13 protein-coding genes, 1 tRNA gene and 2 CRISPR repeat arrays (1 of these 16 only partly in view) are annotated in these 19,317 nt (G+C 64.1%); of the genes, 13 read left to right on the top strand and 1 reads right to left on the bottom strand.

Annotated elements, in window-relative coordinates:
- The first annotated feature begins 32 nt into the window (after window positions 1–32).
- Both EDM04_RS09835 and EDM04_RS09830 read left to right on the top strand, forming a co-directional pair.
- Complete coding sequence (locus EDM04_RS09835; RefSeq protein WP_123621596.1) at window positions 33–1,436, top strand: DEAD/DEAH box helicase family protein; 1,404 nt, start codon at window positions 33–35, stop codon at window positions 1,434–1,436.
- An 82-nt stretch (window positions 1,437–1,518) separates the two neighbouring features.
- Entirely contained in the window at window positions 1,519–2,571 is a 1,053-nt protein-coding gene (locus EDM04_RS09830) for a S66 peptidase family protein (RefSeq protein WP_123621594.1), read from the top strand.
- 130 nt (window positions 2,572–2,701) lie between these two features.
- On the opposite strand, the gene udk is transcribed toward EDM04_RS09830, so the two are convergent.
- A complete protein-coding gene (gene udk, locus EDM04_RS09825; protein WP_123621592.1) occupies window positions 2,702–3,400 on the bottom strand; it encodes a uridine kinase in 699 nt (232 codons plus the stop codon).
- 171 nt (window positions 3,401–3,571) lie between these two features.
- On the opposite strand from udk, the gene EDM04_RS09820 reads away from it, so the two are divergent.
- The 11 genes from EDM04_RS09820 to cas2 all read left to right on the top strand — a co-directional run bounded on the left by EDM04_RS09820 (window position 3,572) and on the right by cas2 (window position 19,169).
- On the top strand, window positions 3,572–4,246 hold the full coding sequence (locus EDM04_RS09820; protein ID WP_123621590.1) for a cyclic nucleotide-binding/CBS domain-containing protein: 675 nt from the start codon (window positions 3,572–3,574) through the stop codon (window positions 4,244–4,246).
- An 86-nt stretch (window positions 4,247–4,332) separates the two neighbouring features.
- Complete coding sequence (locus tag EDM04_RS09815) at window positions 4,333–4,908, top strand: GNAT family N-acetyltransferase (RefSeq protein ID WP_123621588.1); 576 nt, start codon at window positions 4,333–4,335, stop codon at window positions 4,906–4,908.
- 52 nt (window positions 4,909–4,960) lie between these two features.
- Window positions 4,961–5,034 (top strand) — tRNA-Thr (locus EDM04_RS09810).
- Between the two features lie 27 nt (window positions 5,035–5,061).
- A CRISPR array of direct repeats spans window positions 5,062–9,319; the repeat unit is 30 nt; unit sequence GCTTCAACCCCACAAGGGTTCGTCTGAAAC.
- A gap of 426 nt (window positions 9,320–9,745) precedes the next feature.
- A complete protein-coding gene (gene cas6, locus EDM04_RS09805) occupies window positions 9,746–10,558 on the top strand; it encodes a CRISPR-associated endoribonuclease Cas6 (RefSeq protein ID WP_123621586.1) in 813 nt (270 codons plus the stop codon).
- Window positions 10,555–12,708, top strand: a complete 2,154-nt coding sequence (cas8b, locus tag EDM04_RS09800) for a type I-B CRISPR-associated protein Cas8b/Csh1 (RefSeq protein ID WP_123621583.1) — start codon at window positions 10,555–10,557, stop codon at window positions 12,706–12,708. Before cas6 ends, cas8b begins: the two co-directional genes overlap by 4 nt.
- Window positions 12,701–13,831 (top strand): type I-B CRISPR-associated protein Cas7/Csh2, encoded by a 1,131-nt coding sequence (cas7b, locus tag EDM04_RS09795; RefSeq protein ID WP_123621581.1) that lies wholly within the window; start codon window positions 12,701–12,703, stop codon window positions 13,829–13,831. Before cas8b ends, cas7b begins: the two co-directional genes overlap by 8 nt.
- Window positions 13,831–14,628, top strand: a complete 798-nt coding sequence (cas5b, locus tag EDM04_RS09790) for a type I-B CRISPR-associated protein Cas5b (RefSeq protein WP_123621579.1) — start codon at window positions 13,831–13,833, stop codon at window positions 14,626–14,628. The genes cas7b and cas5b overlap by 1 nt, the downstream gene beginning before the upstream one ends.
- The gene (locus EDM04_RS09785; RefSeq protein WP_164471114.1) at window positions 14,625–17,306 is read left to right on the top strand and encodes a CRISPR-associated endonuclease Cas3''; all 2,682 of its coding nucleotides are present in this window, start codon (window positions 14,625–14,627) and stop codon (window positions 17,304–17,306) included. Before cas5b ends, EDM04_RS09785 begins: the two co-directional genes overlap by 4 nt.
- A gap of 68 nt (window positions 17,307–17,374) precedes the next feature.
- Window positions 17,375–17,914 carry a CRISPR-associated protein Cas4 gene (gene cas4 / locus EDM04_RS09780; protein ID WP_123622151.1) on the top strand — a complete coding sequence of 180 codons (540 nt, stop codon included), beginning with the start codon at window positions 17,375–17,377 and terminating at the stop codon, window positions 17,912–17,914.
- A 2-nt stretch (window positions 17,915–17,916) separates the two neighbouring features.
- The gene (gene cas1b / locus EDM04_RS09775; protein ID WP_123621577.1) at window positions 17,917–18,909 is read left to right on the top strand and encodes a type I-B CRISPR-associated endonuclease Cas1b; all 993 of its coding nucleotides are present in this window, start codon (window positions 17,917–17,919) and stop codon (window positions 18,907–18,909) included.
- Window positions 18,909–19,169 carry a CRISPR-associated endonuclease Cas2 gene (gene cas2, locus EDM04_RS09770; RefSeq protein ID WP_123621574.1) on the top strand — a complete coding sequence of 87 codons (261 nt, stop codon included), beginning with the start codon at window positions 18,909–18,911 and terminating at the stop codon, window positions 19,167–19,169. The genes cas1b and cas2 overlap by 1 nt, the downstream gene beginning before the upstream one ends.
- A gap of 113 nt (window positions 19,170–19,282) precedes the next feature.
- Window positions 19,283–19,317: a CRISPR direct-repeat array (repeat unit 30 nt; unit sequence GTTTCAGACGAACCCTTGTGGGGTTGAAGC); it runs 259 nt beyond the window's last position.

Here is a 19,317-nt window from a genome sequence, read left to right as displayed (position 1 = left end):
CACTTTTGTAAGTCGGTCGGCAACGTCCGCCGATGGACGTCCGGCTGACCTACGAGGACGGGACGATCCGGGTCGCCGCCGGTGACGGGAGGGACGGCGCCGACGCGGGCGACGCCCTCGAGTCGCTCCCGCCGCTCCCCGGCGTCGAGAGCGATCCGCGGTCGGGGACCGGACGCGCCCCGGCCTACCGCTACGGCGCGATCCGCCGGGCCCTGGAGGTCGCCGGGGCGAACGTGGAGGACCACGTGCTGGACGCGAGCGATCGCGCCGCGGAGGCGGCGGGGCTCGGCGACGGCCTCTCGACCGACTACGACCTCCGGGAGTACCAGCGCGAGGCGCTCGACGCGTGGCACGAGGCCGGCGATCGCGGCGTGCTCGAGCTGCCGACCGGGGCCGGCAAGACCGTGATCGCGATCCGCGCGATGGTCGAGCTGGGCGTGCCGACGCTCGTGGTGGTGCCCACGGTCGACCTCTTAGACCAGTGGCAGCGGGAGCTGGAGGCGGAGTTCGACGCGCCGATCGGGCGGTTCGGCGGCGGCGAGCAGCGCCGCGAGGCGATCACGGTGTCGACGTACGACTCGGCGTATCTCAAAGCCGAGGACGCGGGCGACGCCTTCGGGCTCGTCGTCTTCGACGAGGTCCACCACCTCGGCGGCGAGGGGTACCGGGACGTGGCGCGCCTGCTCGCGGCGCCCGCGCGACTCGGCCTGACGGCCACCTTCGAGCGCCCCGACGGCGCCCACGAGACGGTCGCGGAGCTGATCGGCGACCGCGTGTACGCGCTCGACGTGGACGACCTGGCGGGCGACCACCTCGCGCCCTACGACATCCGGCGGATCGAGGTGGAGCTGACGCCCGACGAGCGCGAGCGCTACGACGCGAAACAGGGCACCTTCGTCGAGTACGTCCGCGACGCGGGGATCACGTTCACGAGCGGCAGCGACTACCGGGAGCTCGTCAAGCGCTCCGGCAACGACCCGGCCGCCCGCGAGGCCCTCCTCGCGAAGCAGGACGCCCGCGAGATCATGATGAACGCGCGCCGGAAGGTCGACCGCCTCGAGTCGATCCTCGACCGCCACCGCGACGACCGGGTGATCGTCTTCACCGCCCACACCGACCTCGTCTACCGGCTCTCCGAGCGGTTCCTCCTGCCCGCGATCACCGCCGAGACGGGCGCGAAGGAGCGCCGCGAGATCTTGGAGCGCTTCCGCGAAGGGACCTACGGCCGGGTCGTCGCCGCCAACGTCCTCGACGAGGGCGTTGACGTGCCCGACGCGAACGTCGCGGTCGTGCTCTCCGGCTCCGGCAGCGAGCGGGAGTTCACCCAGCGGCTCGGGCGGGTGCTCCGCCCCAAGGAGGACGGCGGTCGCGCGACGCTCTACGAGGTCGTCAGCGCGGAGACGGCCGAGGAGCGGGTGGCGAGCCGGCGCCGCTGAGGTCGTTGCGGCCGTCAGACTCCTTCATGGGCGCGTCCCACGGCCGGGGAAGAGTTATTCGACGCCGCGACGATCACAGTCCATGCCCGACTTCGTCACGCCGCCGCCCGTCGAACCGGGCGACCGAGTCGCGGTCATGGCGCCGGCGTCGAACGCGCCCGAATCGGCCCGGTTCGTCTACGAGCTCGGCCTCGAACGCATGCGAGAGGTCTTCGACCTCGACCCGGCCGAGTATCCGACCGCGACCGCCGACCCGGAGTGGCTCGCGGACAACCCGAAGTCGCGCGCCCGGGAGGTCATGGACGCCTTCCGCGATCCGGAGGTCTCGGCCGTGATCGCCAACATCGGGGGTCACGATCAGATCACGATGCTCCCGTACCTCGACGGGCAGGTCCTCCGCGATCACCCGACGCGGTTCTACGGCTACTCGGACAACACGAACCTGGCGCTGTTCCTCTGGAATCAGGGGATCGTCTCGTACTACGGCGGGTCGACGCTGCTCGAATACGCGATGGACGGCGAACTGTTCGACTACACAGAGGAGTACCTGCGGCGGGCGCTCTTCCAGGACTCGATCGGCGAGTGGACCGAGGCGGAGGTGTTCACCGACGAGGCCGGCGACTGGGAGGATCCTGAGTCGATCGAGACCACGCGCGAGATCGAACCGTCCGACGGTCGGGTCTGGCGCGGCGGTGATGCGGCCGTCTCGGGGCGGATCTGGGGCGGCTGCCACGCGGTCCTCGTCGAGCAGTTCCTCGCCGACCGCTACCTGCCCGACCCCGACACGCTGGACGGGGCCGTGCTCGCCGTGGAAACGAGCGAGCTGGTCCCCAAGCCGGCCGTCGTCGGCGCGAACCTGCGGGCGCTCGGCGAGCGGGGGCTCCTCGGACGGTTCGACGGCGTGCTCGTGGGGCGCGCCGCCGCGCGATCGCACGTCGAGGACCACCCGCCGGAGTGGCGGGCGGACTATCGAGAGCGCCAGCGCGACGCGATCGCCGACGTCCTCGCGACGTACGCGCCGGACGCCCCCGTCGTCTTCGACTGCGAGTTCGGCCACACGTACCCGACGTGTCCGCTCCCGATCGGTGGTGAGGTCGAGATCGACCCCGCGACCGAGTCGATCCGCCTCGGCTGATCCCGCGGCGGACTCAGGTCCCGGTCGACCGCCGTGCCACTCCCGACGGTAGCGATGGAGATAGGAAAGAAGGGCGTTCGGCGCCGGATCGCCGCCACCGACTCCGAGGGACGCGTTCGGACGGCCCGACTCAGTCGTCGCCGTCCATGTCGAGCGAGCGCTTCTCGCCGAGCTCCTCCTCCAAGCTCCCGCGCTCCCAGCTCCGGACCGCGTCGCCCTCGACCTCGGCGCGGAGCTTCTCCTCTAAGAGGTTCACGGCGACGCTGTTGGCGCCCTCCGGGATGATCACGTCGGCGTGTTTCTTCGAGGGCTCGATGAACTGCTCGTGCATCGGCTTCACCGTCGAGAGGTACTGGTCGATGACGCCCTCCAGATCGCGCCCGCGGTCGATCACGTCCCGCCGGATCCGGCGGAGGATCCGCACGTCGGCGTCGGTCTCGACGAACAGCCGGAGGTCCATCATGTCGTTTATCTCCTCGTCGTACAGCGCGAGGATCCCTTCGAGCACGATGACGTCGGTGGGCTCGACCTCGACGCGCTCCGCTTTCCGGTTGTGGATCTCGAAGTCGTACTGCGGCATCTGCACCGACTGCCCCTGCAACAGGGCTTCGAGGTGTTCCCTGAGAAGCTCCCACTCGAACGCTGAGGGGTGGTCGTAGTTGACGGACTCCCGCTCCTCGAAGTCCAGGTGCGAGAGGTCCTCGTAGTAGTTGTCCAGCGGGATGCGGGTGACGCTGTCGCCGAGGTCGCGGGTGACGAGCCGGGAGACCGTCGTCTTCCCCGCGCCGGTCCCCCCCGCGATCCCGATCACGAACGAGGGAATGGTCATGCCTCCGACTCGAGCGCCGGAGGGTTTGAAGGCTCCTTTTCGTCGTCGTCGCACGCGCGGCTGAGCAGACGACAAACTCCGGCGTTTTCGAGCCGATCGGCAGGCTACGCGAGGAATACGTATAACGATACCGGGGGCACCTTTTAGCCGCTCGCCCTGAAACCTCGGTCCATGCGAACAGACACCACGGTTCGAGACGTGATGCACCGCGAGTTCCTCGGCGTGAGCGAGCCGGACCCGTTGCGCGGCGCGGCGGCGCTGATGGTCGACGAGGGAACGAACTGCCTCGTCGTCCTCCGGGGCGGTGAATCCGTCGGGCGGCTGGGCTGCCGGGACGCGCTCGCCGCGCTCCTCGACGCGGAGGCCGGAGCGGACGGTGGCGACGCCGCCGCCGTTGACGCCGACGCCGTTGACGCCGACGCCGACGACGACGGACTCACGGTCGGCTCGGTCATGGGACCCCCGCTCCCGGCGGTCGCGCCCGACGACGCGCTGGCCGCCGTCGAGGAGCGGCTCGTCGCGGAGGGCGTCGACCGCCTCGTCGTCGTCGAAGACGGCGAGGCGGTCGGGGTGGTCACCGCGAGCGACGTGCTAGCGGCGGGCGCGCCCCGAACCGGAAACGGCGCTCGCGATCCCCTCGGCGACGAGGACGCGACCGGCGACTCTCGGCGCGGGGACGCGGCGATGCTGGGATCCGACGGCGGCGTCGACCCCGCCGTGGAGGCGTCCTCGACCGACGCGTCCGGCTCGCCGACGCAGGGCGTCTGCGAGAGCTGCGGCGCGCTCGTGCCCGACCTCGTGAACGCGAACGGGCAGGCGGTCTGTCCGGAGTGCCGCGAGGTGTGACGCGGCGGCGCTCGCACCGCCCCGTTCGGCTCGGGACCGCCGCCCGCCGGTAGGCTGAAACGCCCGGCGCGCCGACGACCGACCGAATGGCCGACAGCGACACCGCGTGCGTCACGCCCGCCACCGCCGACGACGTCGATCGGGTCACCGACCTGTGGATCGCGCTCGCGGAGGGCCAGCGGGCCCACGGGTCGACGCTGCTCGCCGAGGGGAACCGCGCCGCGGTCCGCGAGTGGGTCTCCCGCTCGGTCGTCACCGGCGAGCTCCTCGTCGCGCGCGACGACGGCAACGCGACCGACGAGCCGGTGGGGTTCGTCGGGTTCGCGCTCGACCGCGGCGGCTACGACCGCGACCGCACCCGGGGGGTCGTGAGCAACCTGTTCGTCGTCCCCGAGCGCCGCGGCGAGGGGATCGGCGCCGACCTACTGGAGGCGGCCGAGCGAGCCCTCCGCCAGGCGGGCGCCGAGACGGTTGCGCTGGAGGCGCTCGCGGCCAACGACCGCGCCCGCGAGTTCTACGCGGAACGGGGCTACGAGCCGCACCGCGTGGAGCTGACGAAGTCGCTGGCGGCGGGCGACGGGGCGGAGGGCGGAGAGGGAGAAGGAGACGACGGCGACCCGAGCGGCGGATCGCGACACGACGACGCCGCCGACAGCGGGTGACCTTCGCGGAAAGCGACACGCACTCATAGGAGGACCGAGTACGCCCGCCTGCGCCAGGGGAGCATGGGCGGTTCATGCACTCGACTTGTAATCGAGACTTCCGGGGTTCAAATCCCTGCCCTGGCTCTAATAGATTCGTTCAACCTTCCTTACGATTCCATCTGATAAGGGTTCGTCTGAAAGCATCTACTACGAAACCGTCCAAGCCATTGAGTGGCCGCTTCAATCCCACAAGGGTTCGTCTGAAACGCGGCACGGGCGATGAAGTACGTCATCCCGACCGAGCTTCAACCCCACAAGGGTTCGTCTGAAACGCGCCCTCGATGTCCTGTGATCCGACGGAACCTTAGCTTCAACCCCACAAGGGTTCGTCTGAAACCAGAGCACGCGAGCCACGTCGTCGAGTACTGGAGGGCTTCAACCCCACAAGGGTTCGTCTGAAACTTCGCCTTTAGCTCGTTTAATCTCTTACTCATTGTCGCTTCAACCCCACAAGGGTTCGTCTGAAACGGTGCGCGAGTGTGATCCCGACGCCCGAGCGCGACGTGCTTCAACCCCACAAGGGTTCGTCTGAAACGCGGAGGGCAACGACGATCGTCGCGACGACCTCGTCGCTTCAACCCCACAAGGGTTCGTCTGAAACTCCTCGCCGTCCTCCTCGTCGTCTAGTTCGATCTTGCTTCAACCCCACAAGGGTTCGTCTGAAACTTCCGCTCTACTACGTCAAGGTCGTGGTCCCGCGCTTCAACCCCACAAGGGTTCGTCTGAAACGCGGTGACGTCGTTCGCGGTCTTCGACCGGGGGTTGCTTCAACCCCACAAGGGTTCGTCTGAAACGCGTTCCTCCGAGCAGACGTTCCGCGCTGCGCTGCGGCTTCAACCCCACAAGGGTTCGTCTGAAACACCGTTGCGAGTGCGACAGCGACGGCTGTCGTCGTGGCTTCAACCCCACAAGGGTTCGTCTGAAACCGACCCGACCACCGAGACGACGGTGGAGGAGGGCGCTTCAACCCCACAAGGGTTCGTCTGAAACGGAGAGATCTCGATGACCGTGACCACCGAGACGGGGCTTCAACCCCACAAGGGTTCGTCTGAAACCACCGCTCGCTCTTCGAGAGCGAGTTCGAGGTGGTCGCTTCAACCCCACAAGGGTTCGTCTGAAACCGTCACCGGCGGCGTCGTCTACTCGGTCGGCTCCGAGCTTCAACCCCACAAGGGTTCGTCTGAAACAGACGTACTGTACAACACCACGCTCCCGCGGATGGCTTCAACCCCACAAGGGTTCGTCTGAAACTCCGCCGGCCCCTGTTCACCGGGGCATCCGGCGGGCTTCAACCCCACAAGGGTTCGTCTGAAACCCGAGGACGGCGAGACCGTAGAGGTCTACGTAGAGGAGCTTCAACCCCACAAGGGTTCGTCTGAAACACCTCTTGCACGCCCGTTTGGGTGATTGACGCCGTGCTTCAACCCCACAAGGGTTCGTCTGAAACTCGGGCGACGGCTCGGATCGACATGACGAACACGAGGCTTCAACCCCACAAGGGTTCGTCTGAAACTGCGTACTTCGACGATTCGAGGTAGTCCTCGACGTCGCTTCAACCCCACAAGGGTTCGTCTGAAAGACGTTCGACCCGCGCTCCTGGAAGTACTTCTCCTTGCTTCAACCCCACAAGGGTTCGTCTGAAAGCGGGGTACTCCGACCCGTGGGCGGTCGTCGACACCGCTTCAACCCCACAAGGGTTCGTCTGAAAGCCTACAGCGACCTTGACCGCCAGGTGTCGCTCCACGCTTCAACCCCACAAGGGTTCGTCTGAAAGCTTCGCGCTCACGTTCATCAGCACGAACACCGCCGCTTCAACCCCACAAGGGTTCGTCTGAAAGGCGTCGGAGAGGCCGACCTCCTCGTCCTCGATGTCGCTTCAACCCCACAAGGGTTCGTCTGAAAGACCCGGACGATCGGCGTCAGCAGCATCATCGGGATGCTTCAACCCCACAAGGGTTCGTCTGAAAGCGGTTGATCGGGTGTTCCATGTCCGCGCGCCGGGCGCTTCAACCCCACAAGGGTTCGTCTGAAAGGAGACGCTCGACGGGGCGAACCTGGGCGGCGGCAAGCTTCAACCCCACAAGGGTTCGTCTGAAAGCGACGAACACCGCCGTCCCGTCGTCGGGCACGGTGCTTCAACCCCACAAGGGTTCGTCTGAAACAAGATTTTTCGGTAGACATTCCGTGTGTTATAACGGCTTCAACCCCACAAGGGTTCGTCTGAAACGCGTATCGCTTTTTGACTACCCACCCCACCCACCCGCTTCAACCCCACAAGGGTTCGTCTGAAACCTGCGGCGTCCTCGTTCGAGACGCGACGGGGCCACGCTTCAACCCCACAAGGGTTCGTCTGAAACTGTCGTTTTGGATGGTCGGCAGGTCCATGCTCTCGATGCTTCAACCCCACAAGGGTTCGTCTGAAACTCGGGGTGTCGGGGTCGCTCATGCGGACACCTCGGGGCTTCAACCCCACAAGGGTTCGTCTGAAACTCGTGATCGTCGAGCAGGAGGGCGAGCCGTGAAAGCTTCAACCCCACAAGGGTTCGTCTGAAACCGCCATGCGGTCACGGGACGACCCGCTAGCCGCGGCTTCAACCCCACAAGGGTTCGTCTGAAACCGCCTCCTCCTGGGGCTGATCGGCGCCGTGGAGCTCGCTTCAACCCCACAAGGGTTCGTCTGAAACCCATCACCGTTGTCCGGAGCGAGGTTCTCGACGAGGCTTCAACCCCACAAGGGTTCGTCTGAAACGACGGCGAAGATGGTGACGACGGTGGCGACTCCGCTTCAACCCCACAAGGGTTCGTCTGAAACAGCGACGGAAGCGCGACCGTCACCCGTGACGAACTGCTTCAACCCCACAAGGGTTCGTCTGAAACGGGAGGCTCAGCCCCATCTGTGCGACGAGTGCGGGCTTCAACCCCACAAGGGTTCGTCTGAAACACCTCGATGTAGTACCGCTGTTCGGCGCTTTCGGAGCTTCAACCCCACAAGGGTTCGTCTGAAACCGTGCGAGCGCGGGATGCAGTACGACGAGGTCGCCGCTTCAACCCCACAAGGGTTCGTCTGAAACCAACGTCGACATCCTCCCCGCGGAGGTAGTAGTCGCTTCAACCCCACAAGGGTTCGTCTGAAACGTACTGGTCGGTCAGGCAGACCAGCGGCCGGTCGCCGCTTCAACCCCACAAGGGTTCGTCTGAAACCACGTTCGAGTACAACCAGACGGCCGGCGAGTGGTCGCTTCAACCCCACAAGGGTTCGTCTGAAACGCGCCGCCGCCGCGTGGGGTTCGTGCGTCCGGCCCTGCTTCAACCCCACAAGGGTTCGTCTGAAACGCGGCCTCCTCGATGAGGTGGAACGCGAGTTCCGGCTTCAACCCCACAAGGGTTCGTCTGAAACTCGCCGATCCGGGTGCCGAGACGAACCTCGATATTGCTTCAACCCCACAAGGGTTCGTCTGAAACGACCAGCTCGGCGACGGCGTGATGTTCTACGACATGCTTCAACCCCACAAGGGTTCGTCTGAAACAGTGGTACGTCGACGACGATCTCGTGCGCGTGGAGGCTTCAACCCCACAAGGGTTCGTCTGAAACCGGTCGTCGCGCTGATCGGGCTGCGCGCAGCCCGCGCTTCAACCCCACAAGGGTTCGTCTGAAACCGCAGAACTTCCGGCAGGCACTGCTGGGGAGGGCGCTTCAACCCCACAAGGGTTCGTCTGAAACTGTTTCTCGCAGGACTCCCGGACTTTGTCCACGTCGCTTCAACCCCACAAGGGTTCGTCTGAAACAACGTCGGCACCGACACCGTCACCCTTCGCGGCGCTTCAACCCCACAAGGGTTCGTCTGAAACATGGTATCGACGACGAGTGGGAGACCGACGATATTGCTTCAACCCCACAAGGGTTCGTCTGAAACGGGATGCGCGGCGGGGAGATCGCGCACCTCTCCGAGGCTTCAACCCCACAAGGGTTCGTCTGAAACTCAAGTTCATGTCGATGGTCGCGGAGATGGAGCTGCTTCAACCCCACAAGGGTTCGTCTGAAACTCAAGTTCATGTCGATGGTCGCGGAGATGGAGCTGCTTCAACCCCACAAGGGTTCGTCTGAAACCGGCCCTGAAACATCTCGGTGGCGTGCGCGTCTCGGCTTCAACCCCACAAGGGTTCGTCTGAAACGCACGTTCACCAACCGATTCACGGACACAACACCCCGCTTCAACCCCACAAGGGTTCGTCTGAAACCGCGGTCCATCCGTACTCGGCATCGGCGGTGAGGCGCTTCAACCCCACAAGGGTTCGTCTGAAACCAGTTTTTCAACGCCTCCGGCGAGCAGATTCACGGGCTTCAACCCCACAAGGGTTCGTCTGAAACTGTGGCCAATTTGCGCGCCACAGAGGGGCTACTGCTTGCTCACACACAAGCGTTTCTGTCGACCTCCAATAGTCACCAAACCCCCCGGGGGTCGACGACACTTCGGAGGGTTTCGGGATACCGATCGCTGACGATTGAGACGGTTTTGCGTCTACTGTCAATGACACCGTGTCGTCTCCAGTTGCAGAGATTACCTCGGATCACCGGTGCACACCACGGTTCCGAAGTATCCGGGTATCCCGCCTAAACATACTCGGTAGCCCGGAGCGAGGTTGTGACACTCTGGTCTGTGAGCGTGGTTGGAGCTTCGAGAGAACTACACGGGAATATGATACTAGTTGGGAAATTTTTATCAGGTTTCCTGACTATCTCGAATCGGAATGAAATGCTACTGCAACAACATAATCTATTGACGACTTGTTTCAAATGCGCGTCGTAGTCCGTCTCTCAGCGCGAGCTGACGCGGCCTACGATAACGCGTACCACCACAAGCTCCGCGGACGGGTGTGGCGGGCGCTCGAGGGAACGGAGTACGAGGACGCTCACGACGCGAACGAGCCGCCGGGCTTCACGTTCTCGAACCCTTTCCCTCCCGGTGACATGGCGGAGGGGGACGATCGGACGCTGCTCGTCGCCTCGCCGGACGAGGAACTCCTCGCGCACGTGGCTCGGGACCTCCAGCGAACGCCCGAGCTGAACGTGGGCGAGATGCCCTTCACGGTCGACGATCTCTCGGTGATCGAGCCCGACGTCGGCGAGCCCGGGAGCACCGGCGTCCTCGAGAGCGGGACCGGACTCCTCGTTCGAATTCCGCCGTGGCGGTGTGAGGAGTACGGTATCGACCACCCCGGCGGTGACACGGCGACGTTCTGGCAACCGGAGTTCGGCATGGAGCCGATCCGAACGCAGATCGAGTCCAACCTCGATGCCAAACACGGGCGACACGCACCCGACCACCTTCCGGGTCCCAGCGATCGGCCCGGAGAGCTCTTCGACGGCTACGAGTTGATCAAGACGTTCGCGGTACCGGTCGAGGTGACGCAGGGACAGACGATGACGTACGTCCTCAGCAAGTGGCGACTCCAGTACACGGTTCGCGACGACCACCACCGCCGTCACCTCAACCTCGCGCTCTCGTGCGGGCTCGGAGAGCGGAACGGGCTCGGACTCGGCTTCCTGAACGTCGCTGAGAAACAGGGCCCATTCGGCGAGCCGGCTTCGGAGGTACACGGCGGATGAGTCTCCTTCCGACCCCTGGTGAGTTCAAGGAGACATACAGTGACGACGAGGAGCTCGCCGAAGAACTCCCCGACCGCCCGATCGCCTCGCTGCGTGATCTCCAGTATCTCTACGGCCGGCTCTACACGCTCGCGACCGCCGGCGGCGGCGAGTTCGCGCCGTACCTCACGCCGGAGAAGTCGACGGACCTGTTCGGGGAGCAGGAGAGCCTGGCGATCCTCCGCGTCGACCTCACGGGCGACGAACCGGCACTCGACCCGGACCGCCCGGTCGAGTTCCGGAGCTACACGCGGGAGGACGTGGAAGCGGTCGCACACGCGTGGTACGATGCCGCACGGGGATTCGACCACAGCGTCACGCATCGTACTGGTGCCGGTAAGGAGCCAGAGAAGGTGGCCGAATACTTGTATCAGCGGCTTACCTACTGGGCGGCCGACGAAGTGATCCAAGAGGCCGCCAGCGAGCACGAGGACGGATGGATCGTCGAATCGCTCGCGGCACTCGGCGAGCGAGATGGCGTCGAAGAGACGATCCTCGACGCCGTGAACAAGCAGATTGAGGGGTCAACGACAGCCTTGACAACCGTCGCGGTCAAGCTCGACTCAGACGGCAACTACGAACTCCCTGGGTCTTGCGGGACCACGGTGTTCAACGAGGCGATGCGCGCTCGCAAGCGCTCGAAGCTCGTCTCGAAGAACGCGGCAACGAACTCCATCGGTCAAGCGACGGACCTCGTCACGGGGCGTGACGGCCCGACCGTCGGAACCGCCGAGGACCCGCTGAACTACTTCCTCGGCAAGCAGCTGGAGAAGTTTCCTGGCCTCGATCCGGACGAGGCGTGGCGGTCACATCCCGTCTCGGAGGATGTCGCCGTCACGCTGATGAACGCCTCGACGTTCATCGACGCCTGTTCGTACTACACGCTGGAGTCGAACGTCTACTACCTCCCGTACTTCTTCGGGCGGCCGACGCCCACGGACGCGCGGAAGCTGTACACTGCCCTGTATAGGGTGGTCAACGAGGGTGATTTAACCCCCGTTGAGCGGATGTACAGTAAATACACCCACGATGACAGCAGGATCTCGAACGCGGATCGGCTCCAGTTCTACGTCGCCGCCGTGCTCCAGCACCAGACCAAGCGGTACGACGTGTTCGGCGACGAGATGAACGCCTCGCTGATGTACCCGGTCGAACTCGCTCGCGAGCACTGTGCGGTCCTGTCCAGCTGGGCGTTCGACGCCGAGGCAGACCTCCCGCATCCGGATGTCCGACCGGCACTCCCCGCACACGAGGAGTGGTCGTTGCTGCGTCCGGACGTGAAGGCGATGGTCGGCTCGATCGCCGGCGGTAACTACTTCCGGTCGACGTTCGCGACGCCGGACGACGACGACACGGTGTCCGCGGACGATCTCCGCATTCAGGCACTGGTCGCGTCGCTTTCGGGAGGATCGATTCCCGTCGCCCGCCTGCTCGAAGAGTACGCCGACCGGCTGGTCCAAGAGAGCGACGAGGACGACGAGGGGTTCCCGTCCATGTTCGTCGCGATGCAACACGCACAGCTGTGTGCGTTCGCGGCGGCAGGTCTGCTGGCGGGCGAGGACGAATCGCTGACGAAACCGGCGGAGTACGCGACATCCCAGATGCAACACGACACGACACAGCGCGCTCGAACCGACGGCGGATCGAAGGCCGTCAAACGCGCACGGAAACTCGAACAGTTCCTCGACGACACGCCGGCGCTTGCACCCGAGAACCCGCAGCGACGCGGGGGGTTCCTGCTCGGCGTCCTCGTCGGGCAGGTCTCTAGCTATCAGCAGTCCTCGGAGAACCGGTCGACGACGCTCGTCGACCAGTACTCGATCAAGTCCGTCACCGGCTCGAAGATCGAGCGGCTCGCAAGCGACGTTCTCGACAAAAACGTCGTCTACTCGCGCGAGAACCGGATGAGTTCGACGATGTACGCCGAGGTCGTCGACGAACTCGTCGAGACGCTCCCTCGTGCAGAGCGTGACGGCGGCTGGGACATCGACACGAGCGAGCTGCGCTACTACTACGCGCTCGGCGTCGCCTACGGCATGAATAATTGGATCCCGGACGAGGAGGCCGACGAACAGACTGACGACGACGCAACCCCCGACACCGATGAGTGAACACGCCTACGCCGACGACGAGTACGAGCCCGTGGAGAACCGTTCGGAGATCGTTTTCTGTTACGACGCGGTCGACGCGAACCCGAACGGGAACCCCCTAAGCGGGGCGAACCGCCCTCGAATCGACCCTCGGACTGAACAGGCTATCGTCACGGACGTTCGGCTGAAACGCTACCTGCGTGACCAGCTCGACGCCGACGGCCACGGCGTGTACGTTCGGAACGTCAAGGGAGACGGGGGCAGCCAGGCCCAGCGATGGGAGCTTCTGGAGAACTGCCTCAAATCTCTCGATCCTGACGAGTGGGACTTGGGAGATCTCGACGAGGAGGAACAGGCGAAGCTGCGCGAAGAGGTGTTCGGTGCCTTCCTCGACGACGCCGCCGACGTGCGATACTTCGGGGCGACGATGAGTATGGACATGCAAGGAAACTACGAGGGATTCGAGGACTACCTCCCGGACCACTTCACGGGGCCCGTGCAGTTCTCGCCGGGGAAAACGATCCATTCGGTCACCGAGAACGAGGAGTACAACAGCCTGACGAGCGTCATCGCGACCGGTGCCGACAAGGAGCAGGGGGGATTCGACCTCGACGACCATCGGATCCAGTACGGCTTCATCGCGTTTCACGGACTGGTCGATGAGCACGGCTCGGACGATACGAAGCTGACGCCCGCGGACGTCGAGCGTCTCGACACCCTCTGCTGGCGGGCGATCAAGAACCAGACGATCAGCCGGAGCAAGGTGGGACAGGAGCCGCGTCTCTACCTCCGCGTCGAGTACGCCGACGAGGGGTTCCACATCGGCGGACTCACCCGCGATCTCTCCGTCGACGAGTCGGCGTCGGAGCCGGTCGACGAGATCAGGAACGTTCGGGATCTCGCGGTCGATCTGACGGATCTCGTTGGTCGACTCGGCCGTCACGCCGACCGCATCGAGCGCGTTCGCGTCGCGACGAGCGACGTGCTGGACGTGACCGTCGACGGCGAGAACCTCACTGCCGGCGCCGAGGTGGGCGACCACGGACTCCACGACGCGCTTCGTGACGCGGTCGGCGACGACGCAGTCGACGTGGTCGACGTGTACGACGAGGCCGCCGAGACGATGCCGAGCGCGGACGACTGATGACCCAGCACTCGCTCGACGACTGGGACGGCGACGACGACTCCGGCTCCGAGTCGGCGGAGTGTCTCTCCTTCGAACTCCGTGGCCAGTGGGGACACTTTCGGCGGGTCGAGGGAAACATCGTCAAACAGACGTATCGGATTCCGCCACGGACAACGATTGCGGGGATAATCGCCGCGATCCTCGGGCTCGATAGGGACAGCTACTACGACGCGTTCGCTCCCAAATGCTCCGGAATCGCAGTCGAACCGATCGAGGAACTGCGGACGATGAACCTTCCACAGAACACGCTCTCGACGGCGAAGGAGGACATGAAAACGGTTCCGACGCGGGGGCACGCCCGTATCTCGATGCCGGACTCGACCGAATTACGCCAGCAGCACAACTACGAGGTACTCGTCGACCCGGCCTACCGAATAGACCTTCAACTCGACGATACGGAGCTGTTTGAGGAGCTTCGGAACCGTCTAGAGGAGGGAACGAGCCACTACCCGCCGAGCCTCGGCCTCTCAGAACATCTCGCCGAGGTGGAGTATCTCGGGGCGTTCGATGTTGAATCAGGAGAGGTCGCGGACGCGGACGTTGACTCGGTCGTCATCGAGGCGGTCGACGATGTCGAACTCGCACCCGGGAACCCCGTTCGTGTCGAGCGATCGCCGGGATTCATGGCGGCCGACGACGGCGGACGAACGACGACGAAGTTCCTGTCGGTGGCTTACTCACCGGACGCGGAACCGGTTCGCGTCCACAACGTCGAGACATCGCGCGTGGACGGACGGCGGGTGATGTTCAGTTGAACGGACTCGATGTCGACGCACCACCGTCGCACCTTCGCGAACGCGACGGTACCGACGTGCCGCTGGACGGACACCTCGCAGACGTCGTAGAGCGGATCGAGGCGATCGTTCCGGAGGGAGCGACGACCGCAGACGGCAGCGCAGTCGTCGACATCGCCCGACGTATCGCATGGGTTCACGACATCGGAAAGCTCACGACGTGGTTCCAAGAGCACCTCCACGCCGACGCTGACGATCTCGATCTCGGCGGACCCTCCCACCACGCGCCGCTCGGTGCACTCGTGGCGTACTACGTGCTCGACGCCGCCGGGTTCGAGGATGACGACCCGCTGGTCGGCTTTCTCGCGGTCGCGAGACACCATGGCCAACTCCCGAACACGGCCAACTACGTTGGCAAGGCAGCCGCCGAGCGCGACGAGGGACCACTCCGCCGACTGTTTCGTCAAGAGACCTTCGAGCAGGTCGCAAACATCGACGCGAACGAGCCAGCCGTCGCCAACGCCCTGATCGACCGTGCGACAGGCGGTGAGGGATCGTGGAAGGAGTTCCGTGACTGGATGCGCTGCGCTCGCGAGCAAAAACGCTTCACCGATATCGGCGGTCACGTGCTCAGCTCCCCCGACCTCGTCTTCGAGGCGCAGTGGAAGCTGAATGAGGAGTTCTACGACGGAGTTCTCCAGACTTGGAGCGCGCTCGTACTCGCAGACAAGACGAGTGCCCGCCATTTGACGAATGTGGTGGACCTCCCGTCGAAGGAGGTGTACGGAGCGTCCCCGCCGAGACGAGCTGCGATCGACGCGAAAGTGAGGGCGCTCCAGCGGGAGACCGAGCACTCGGGCGTCGACGACCGAACCCGCTCGCTTAACGAGAAACGGGAACAGGCGCGGGGAGAAGTTCGTTCACGAGCGGAGGATTTCGCAGAAGCGGGCGACTCAGTCGCAACGCTCACGCTGCCGACAGGGCTTGGGAAGACACTCACCGGACTCGACGCCGGACTGACCGTTCTCGACCGGAAATCGGGAGACGGACGACTCGTGTATGCGCTCCCGTTCACGTCGATCATCGACCAGGTGGCTGCGGAAAGCGAGTCCGTATTCGACGTCGATCGTGTCGACAGCGACGTGTTGACCGTCGACCACCACCTCTCGGAGACGCGCGTACCGCTCCCTAGATCGCCCGAGGAAGTGCCCGACGACGCCCGAGCCGATGCGGAGGCGATTCTCGGTGAGAGCTGGCGGTCGGGGATGGTCGTGACGACGTTCGTGCAACTGTTCGAGAGTCTCGCGGGACCGGGAAACGTTCAGTCGATGAAGCTGCCGTCCCTCTACGATAGCGTCGTGGTACTCGACGAACCGCAGGCGCTTCCTCACCGGTGGTGGGCGCTCGTCGAGCGACTTGCGCGCCTCCTCGTCGAGGAGTACAATGTGACGGTAATCGCCATGACGGCCACCCAGCCGAAGCTGTTTACCGAAAGCGAGAACGACGAGACGCCGGATCTCGTTCCCGACCCTGAACGATACTACGAGGGACTCGATCGCGTCCACTTCGAGCTCCACCCGTCCGTGGAGGCTGCACTCGACGGCGATCCGGTACCGCTCGATTACGACCGTGCCGGCCAGCAGCTGGCCGAAGTCGCAGTCGAGGGGGTGTCCGTCCTCTCGATCTGCAACACCATCGATAGTGCGCGCGAACTGACTCAGTCGGTCGAGCAGTACGCCGATCCGCTCGTGGTCAACGAAGTGTACGACTGCGTGCTCGCGAACGTGACTGAGAAACCCGCCGACGTATCGCCCGAAACGACAGTTAAGCGAACGCTCAATGAATGGGGTGGTAACCGGCCGCTTCTCGTTCACCTCACAACTCGACACCGGCCAGTGGATCGTCAGCACCTCATCGACGTCGTCATCGAGCTGACGGAGCGGAACCTACCGATCGTCTTCGTCTCGACGCAGCTCGTCGAGGCGGGCGTCGATGTGAGCTTCGACCGCGTGTTCCGGGACTTTGCCCCGCTCGACAGCATCGTCCAAGCGGCGGGCCGATGCAACCGGTCGTTCGACCGCGAGACGGGTCTCGTGACAACTTGGGTTCTCGAACCACCGGAAGGAAGGGAGCGAACGCCTTCGACGGCCGTGTACGACCGCGGCGGTGACAGTCTGACGAAGCTCTCCGCGCTCGCACTCGACGAGGTGTACGAGGGGGAGCCAATGGACGAACACACCGTCACACGGACTGCAGTGAAGTCCTACTTCGCGAAAATCGACGAGCGCGGAGTCGGGGATCCGGAGTATCTTAACTACATCCAGAGAGCGGACGCCAAGATGCTCGGGCGCCTCTCGCTGATCGACGAACGGCCGGCGGTCGAAGTTATTGTCACACGAACGTGCGAGGAGAGAGCCCACATCGACGAGCTCCGAGACGCCTACCGTGAATACGATTGGGAAACGGTCGAAGAGAAGACGGAGCTACTGAAACCGCTGCAAGTCTCCGTTCCGATGTACGGACGCGACGAGGAGGAACTGTTCGCTCACTGCGAGCCAGTCTACGGCGAGGACGGCCATCCCCACGACGAGGATGGCCGCCTGCACATTGACACCCGGCAGGCTCGGTTCGACGATTACTTCGACGCTACCGAGGGGGTCGTCACGCCAGACAATTCTGTGGAGGCACGACTCCTATGACTCCGACAAACGGGACCGGTGGAAGTGGTGGTGGAAAATCCGACGCTGCTGGAGGTGACTTCGATAGAATGGACCCCGTCGACCGTCTTCGAGAGACCGTCGCCGGGGAGCGCGACGACGACCCCTTCCGCGTGACGGGTGTGATGATGCAGTATTACGTCGTCTGTAAGCGCGAACTGTGGTTCGCCAGCCGGCATTTGGAGATCGACCGGGAGAATCCCTCCGTGGTACGCGGCACGCGCGTCGACGACACGGCCTACGAGGAGGAACGAGAGAACCTCTCGCTCGGGATGGTGTCGCTCGATCTCCTGCAGGACGGGCGCGTCGTTGAGATCAAGCCCTCCTCGTCGCTGGTGGAACCGGCGACGATGCAGCTGTCGTACTACTTGTGGTATCTCGAGGAGTTCGCGGATGTCGAGCGCGACGGCGTGCTCGTTCACCCGACCGAACGAACGCGCGAACCGGTCGAACTCGACGACGAGCGTCGCCAAAAGGTGGAAGACGCGATCCGCGGAATCCACCGCGTCGTCACGAGCGACACGCCGCCCGAAGCCGCCGAAAAGCCGTTCTGCTCGTCGTGTGCGTATCACGACTTTTGCTGGTGTTGACAATGGATAAGAACTACCACGTGTTTTCCGACGGACAGATAGAACGACGAGACGACACGCTCCGCGTCGTCACCGACGACGGCGATAAAAAGCACATTCCAATCGAGCACGCGGAGGCCGTGTACCTCCACGGACAGATCGACTTCAACACGCGCTTCGTTTCGTTCCTCAACGACGAGGGAGTCGCCGCCCACGTGTTCGGTTGGAAGGACTACTACGCCGGTTCCGTCATGCCGGAAAAAGGCCAAACGTCCGGCCGGACGGTCGTCGCGCAGGTTTCCGCCTACGAGGACAGCGACCATCGGCTCCGGATCGCTCGTGAGTTCGTCGCCGGAAGCATTCACAACATGCGGTCGAACGTCTCGTACTACCACAACCGCGGACGGGACCTTCGACAAGCGCTCGACGCCCTCGAGGACGCGGCCGGGCGTGTGGGCGACACCGACGATGTGTCCGAGCTAATGGGCGTCGAAGCAACCGCTCGGAAGGCGTACTACGGAACTTTCTCGACGATTCTCCCGGATAAGTACCCGTTCACGGGGCGGCGATTCGACCCACCGACCGACGAGGTGAACAGCGTCGTCTCGTTCGGTAACTCACTGGTGTACGCCAACTGCGTCTCGGCGATCCGCGCCACCGCACTCGATCCCTCCGTGAGCTATCTCCACGAGCCCGGAGAGCGGCGCTATTCGCTCTCGCTCGACATCGCCGATCTGTTCAAGCCGGTGATCGCGGACCGCGTGATGTTCCGGCTGTTCAACCGCCAACAGCTCTCCGAATCGGACTTCCGCTCCGAGGTCGGAGCCTGTCTGCTCTCCGAATCCGGTCGCAAAACGTACACCAGGGAGTTCGAGAAAACCCTGGAGGAGACGGTCGATCATCCCCGGCTCGATCGGAAGGTGAGCTATCAGTACCTTCTGCGATTGGAGGCTTATAAGCTCAAAAAGCACCTTCTCGCCGACGAGCCGTATGAAGCGTTTCGGAGGTGGTGGTGATGTACGTCGTGTTGGTCTACGATATGGAGGCGGAACGAACTCAACGAATGTTGAAACTCTGCCGACGCTATCTCACCCACGTACAGAACTCGGTGCTCGAAGGGCACATCACTGAGGGTGATCTCTCAAAGCTCGAAAATTCTATCGACGACCTCCTGATAACCGGTGAGAGTGTGATAATTTACGAGCTTTCGTCAGAGACGCTCCTCGATCGAACGGTCTACGGCGACGACCCTACCGAAGACAGGCGATTTCTCTAATCAGCACAGACAGCGACCATCGACCCCAGGGGGGATCGGGGGTTATTGCGGGTCGACGGAAACGCTTGTGTGTATGTAGCCAGTATAGCTCTTGTGGCGTTCGAATCTGCCATGGTTTCAGACGAACCCTTGTGGGGTTGAAGCATGG

The organism is Halorubrum sp. CSM-61, assembly GCF_003781945.1.
Taxonomy (GTDB): domain Archaea; phylum Halobacteriota; class Halobacteria; order Halobacteriales; family Haloferacaceae; genus Halorubrum.
The sequence above is the reverse complement of the archived record's forward strand: the minus strand, read 5'-3'. Positions and strand labels throughout refer to the sequence as shown.

What these genes read in the sequence shown, in the direction of transcription:
- cas6 (WP_123621586.1), top strand. Translation starts at nt 9,746, where the DNA reads ATGCGCGTCGTAGTCCGTCTCTCAGCGCGAGCTGACGCGGCCTACGAT.
- cas4 (WP_123622151.1), top strand. Translation starts at nt 17,375, where the DNA reads ATGGACCCCGTCGACCGTCTTCGAGAGACCGTCGCCGGGGAGCGCGAC.
- EDM04_RS09835 (WP_123621596.1), top strand. Translation starts at nt 33, where the DNA reads ATGGACGTCCGGCTGACCTACGAGGACGGGACGATCCGGGTCGCCGCC.
- cas7b (WP_123621581.1), top strand. Translation starts at nt 12,701, where the DNA reads ATGAGTGAACACGCCTACGCCGACGACGAGTACGAGCCCGTGGAGAAC.
- cas5b (WP_123621579.1), top strand. Translation starts at nt 13,831, where the DNA reads ATGACCCAGCACTCGCTCGACGACTGGGACGGCGACGACGACTCCGGC.
- EDM04_RS09820 (WP_123621590.1), top strand. Translation starts at nt 3,572, where the DNA reads ATGCGAACAGACACCACGGTTCGAGACGTGATGCACCGCGAGTTCCTC.
- cas2 (WP_123621574.1), top strand. Translation starts at nt 18,909, where the DNA reads ATGTACGTCGTGTTGGTCTACGATATGGAGGCGGAACGAACTCAACGA.
- EDM04_RS09830 (WP_123621594.1), top strand. Translation starts at nt 1,519, where the DNA reads ATGCCCGACTTCGTCACGCCGCCGCCCGTCGAACCGGGCGACCGAGTC.
- cas8b (WP_123621583.1), top strand. Translation starts at nt 10,555, where the DNA reads ATGAGTCTCCTTCCGACCCCTGGTGAGTTCAAGGAGACATACAGTGAC.
- udk (WP_123621592.1), bottom strand. Translation starts at nt 3,400, where the DNA reads ATGACCATTCCCTCGTTCGTGATCGGGATCGCGGGGGGGACCGGCGCG.
- EDM04_RS09815 (WP_123621588.1), top strand. Translation starts at nt 4,333, where the DNA reads ATGGCCGACAGCGACACCGCGTGCGTCACGCCCGCCACCGCCGACGAC.
- cas1b (WP_123621577.1), top strand. Translation starts at nt 17,917, where the DNA reads ATGGATAAGAACTACCACGTGTTTTCCGACGGACAGATAGAACGACGA.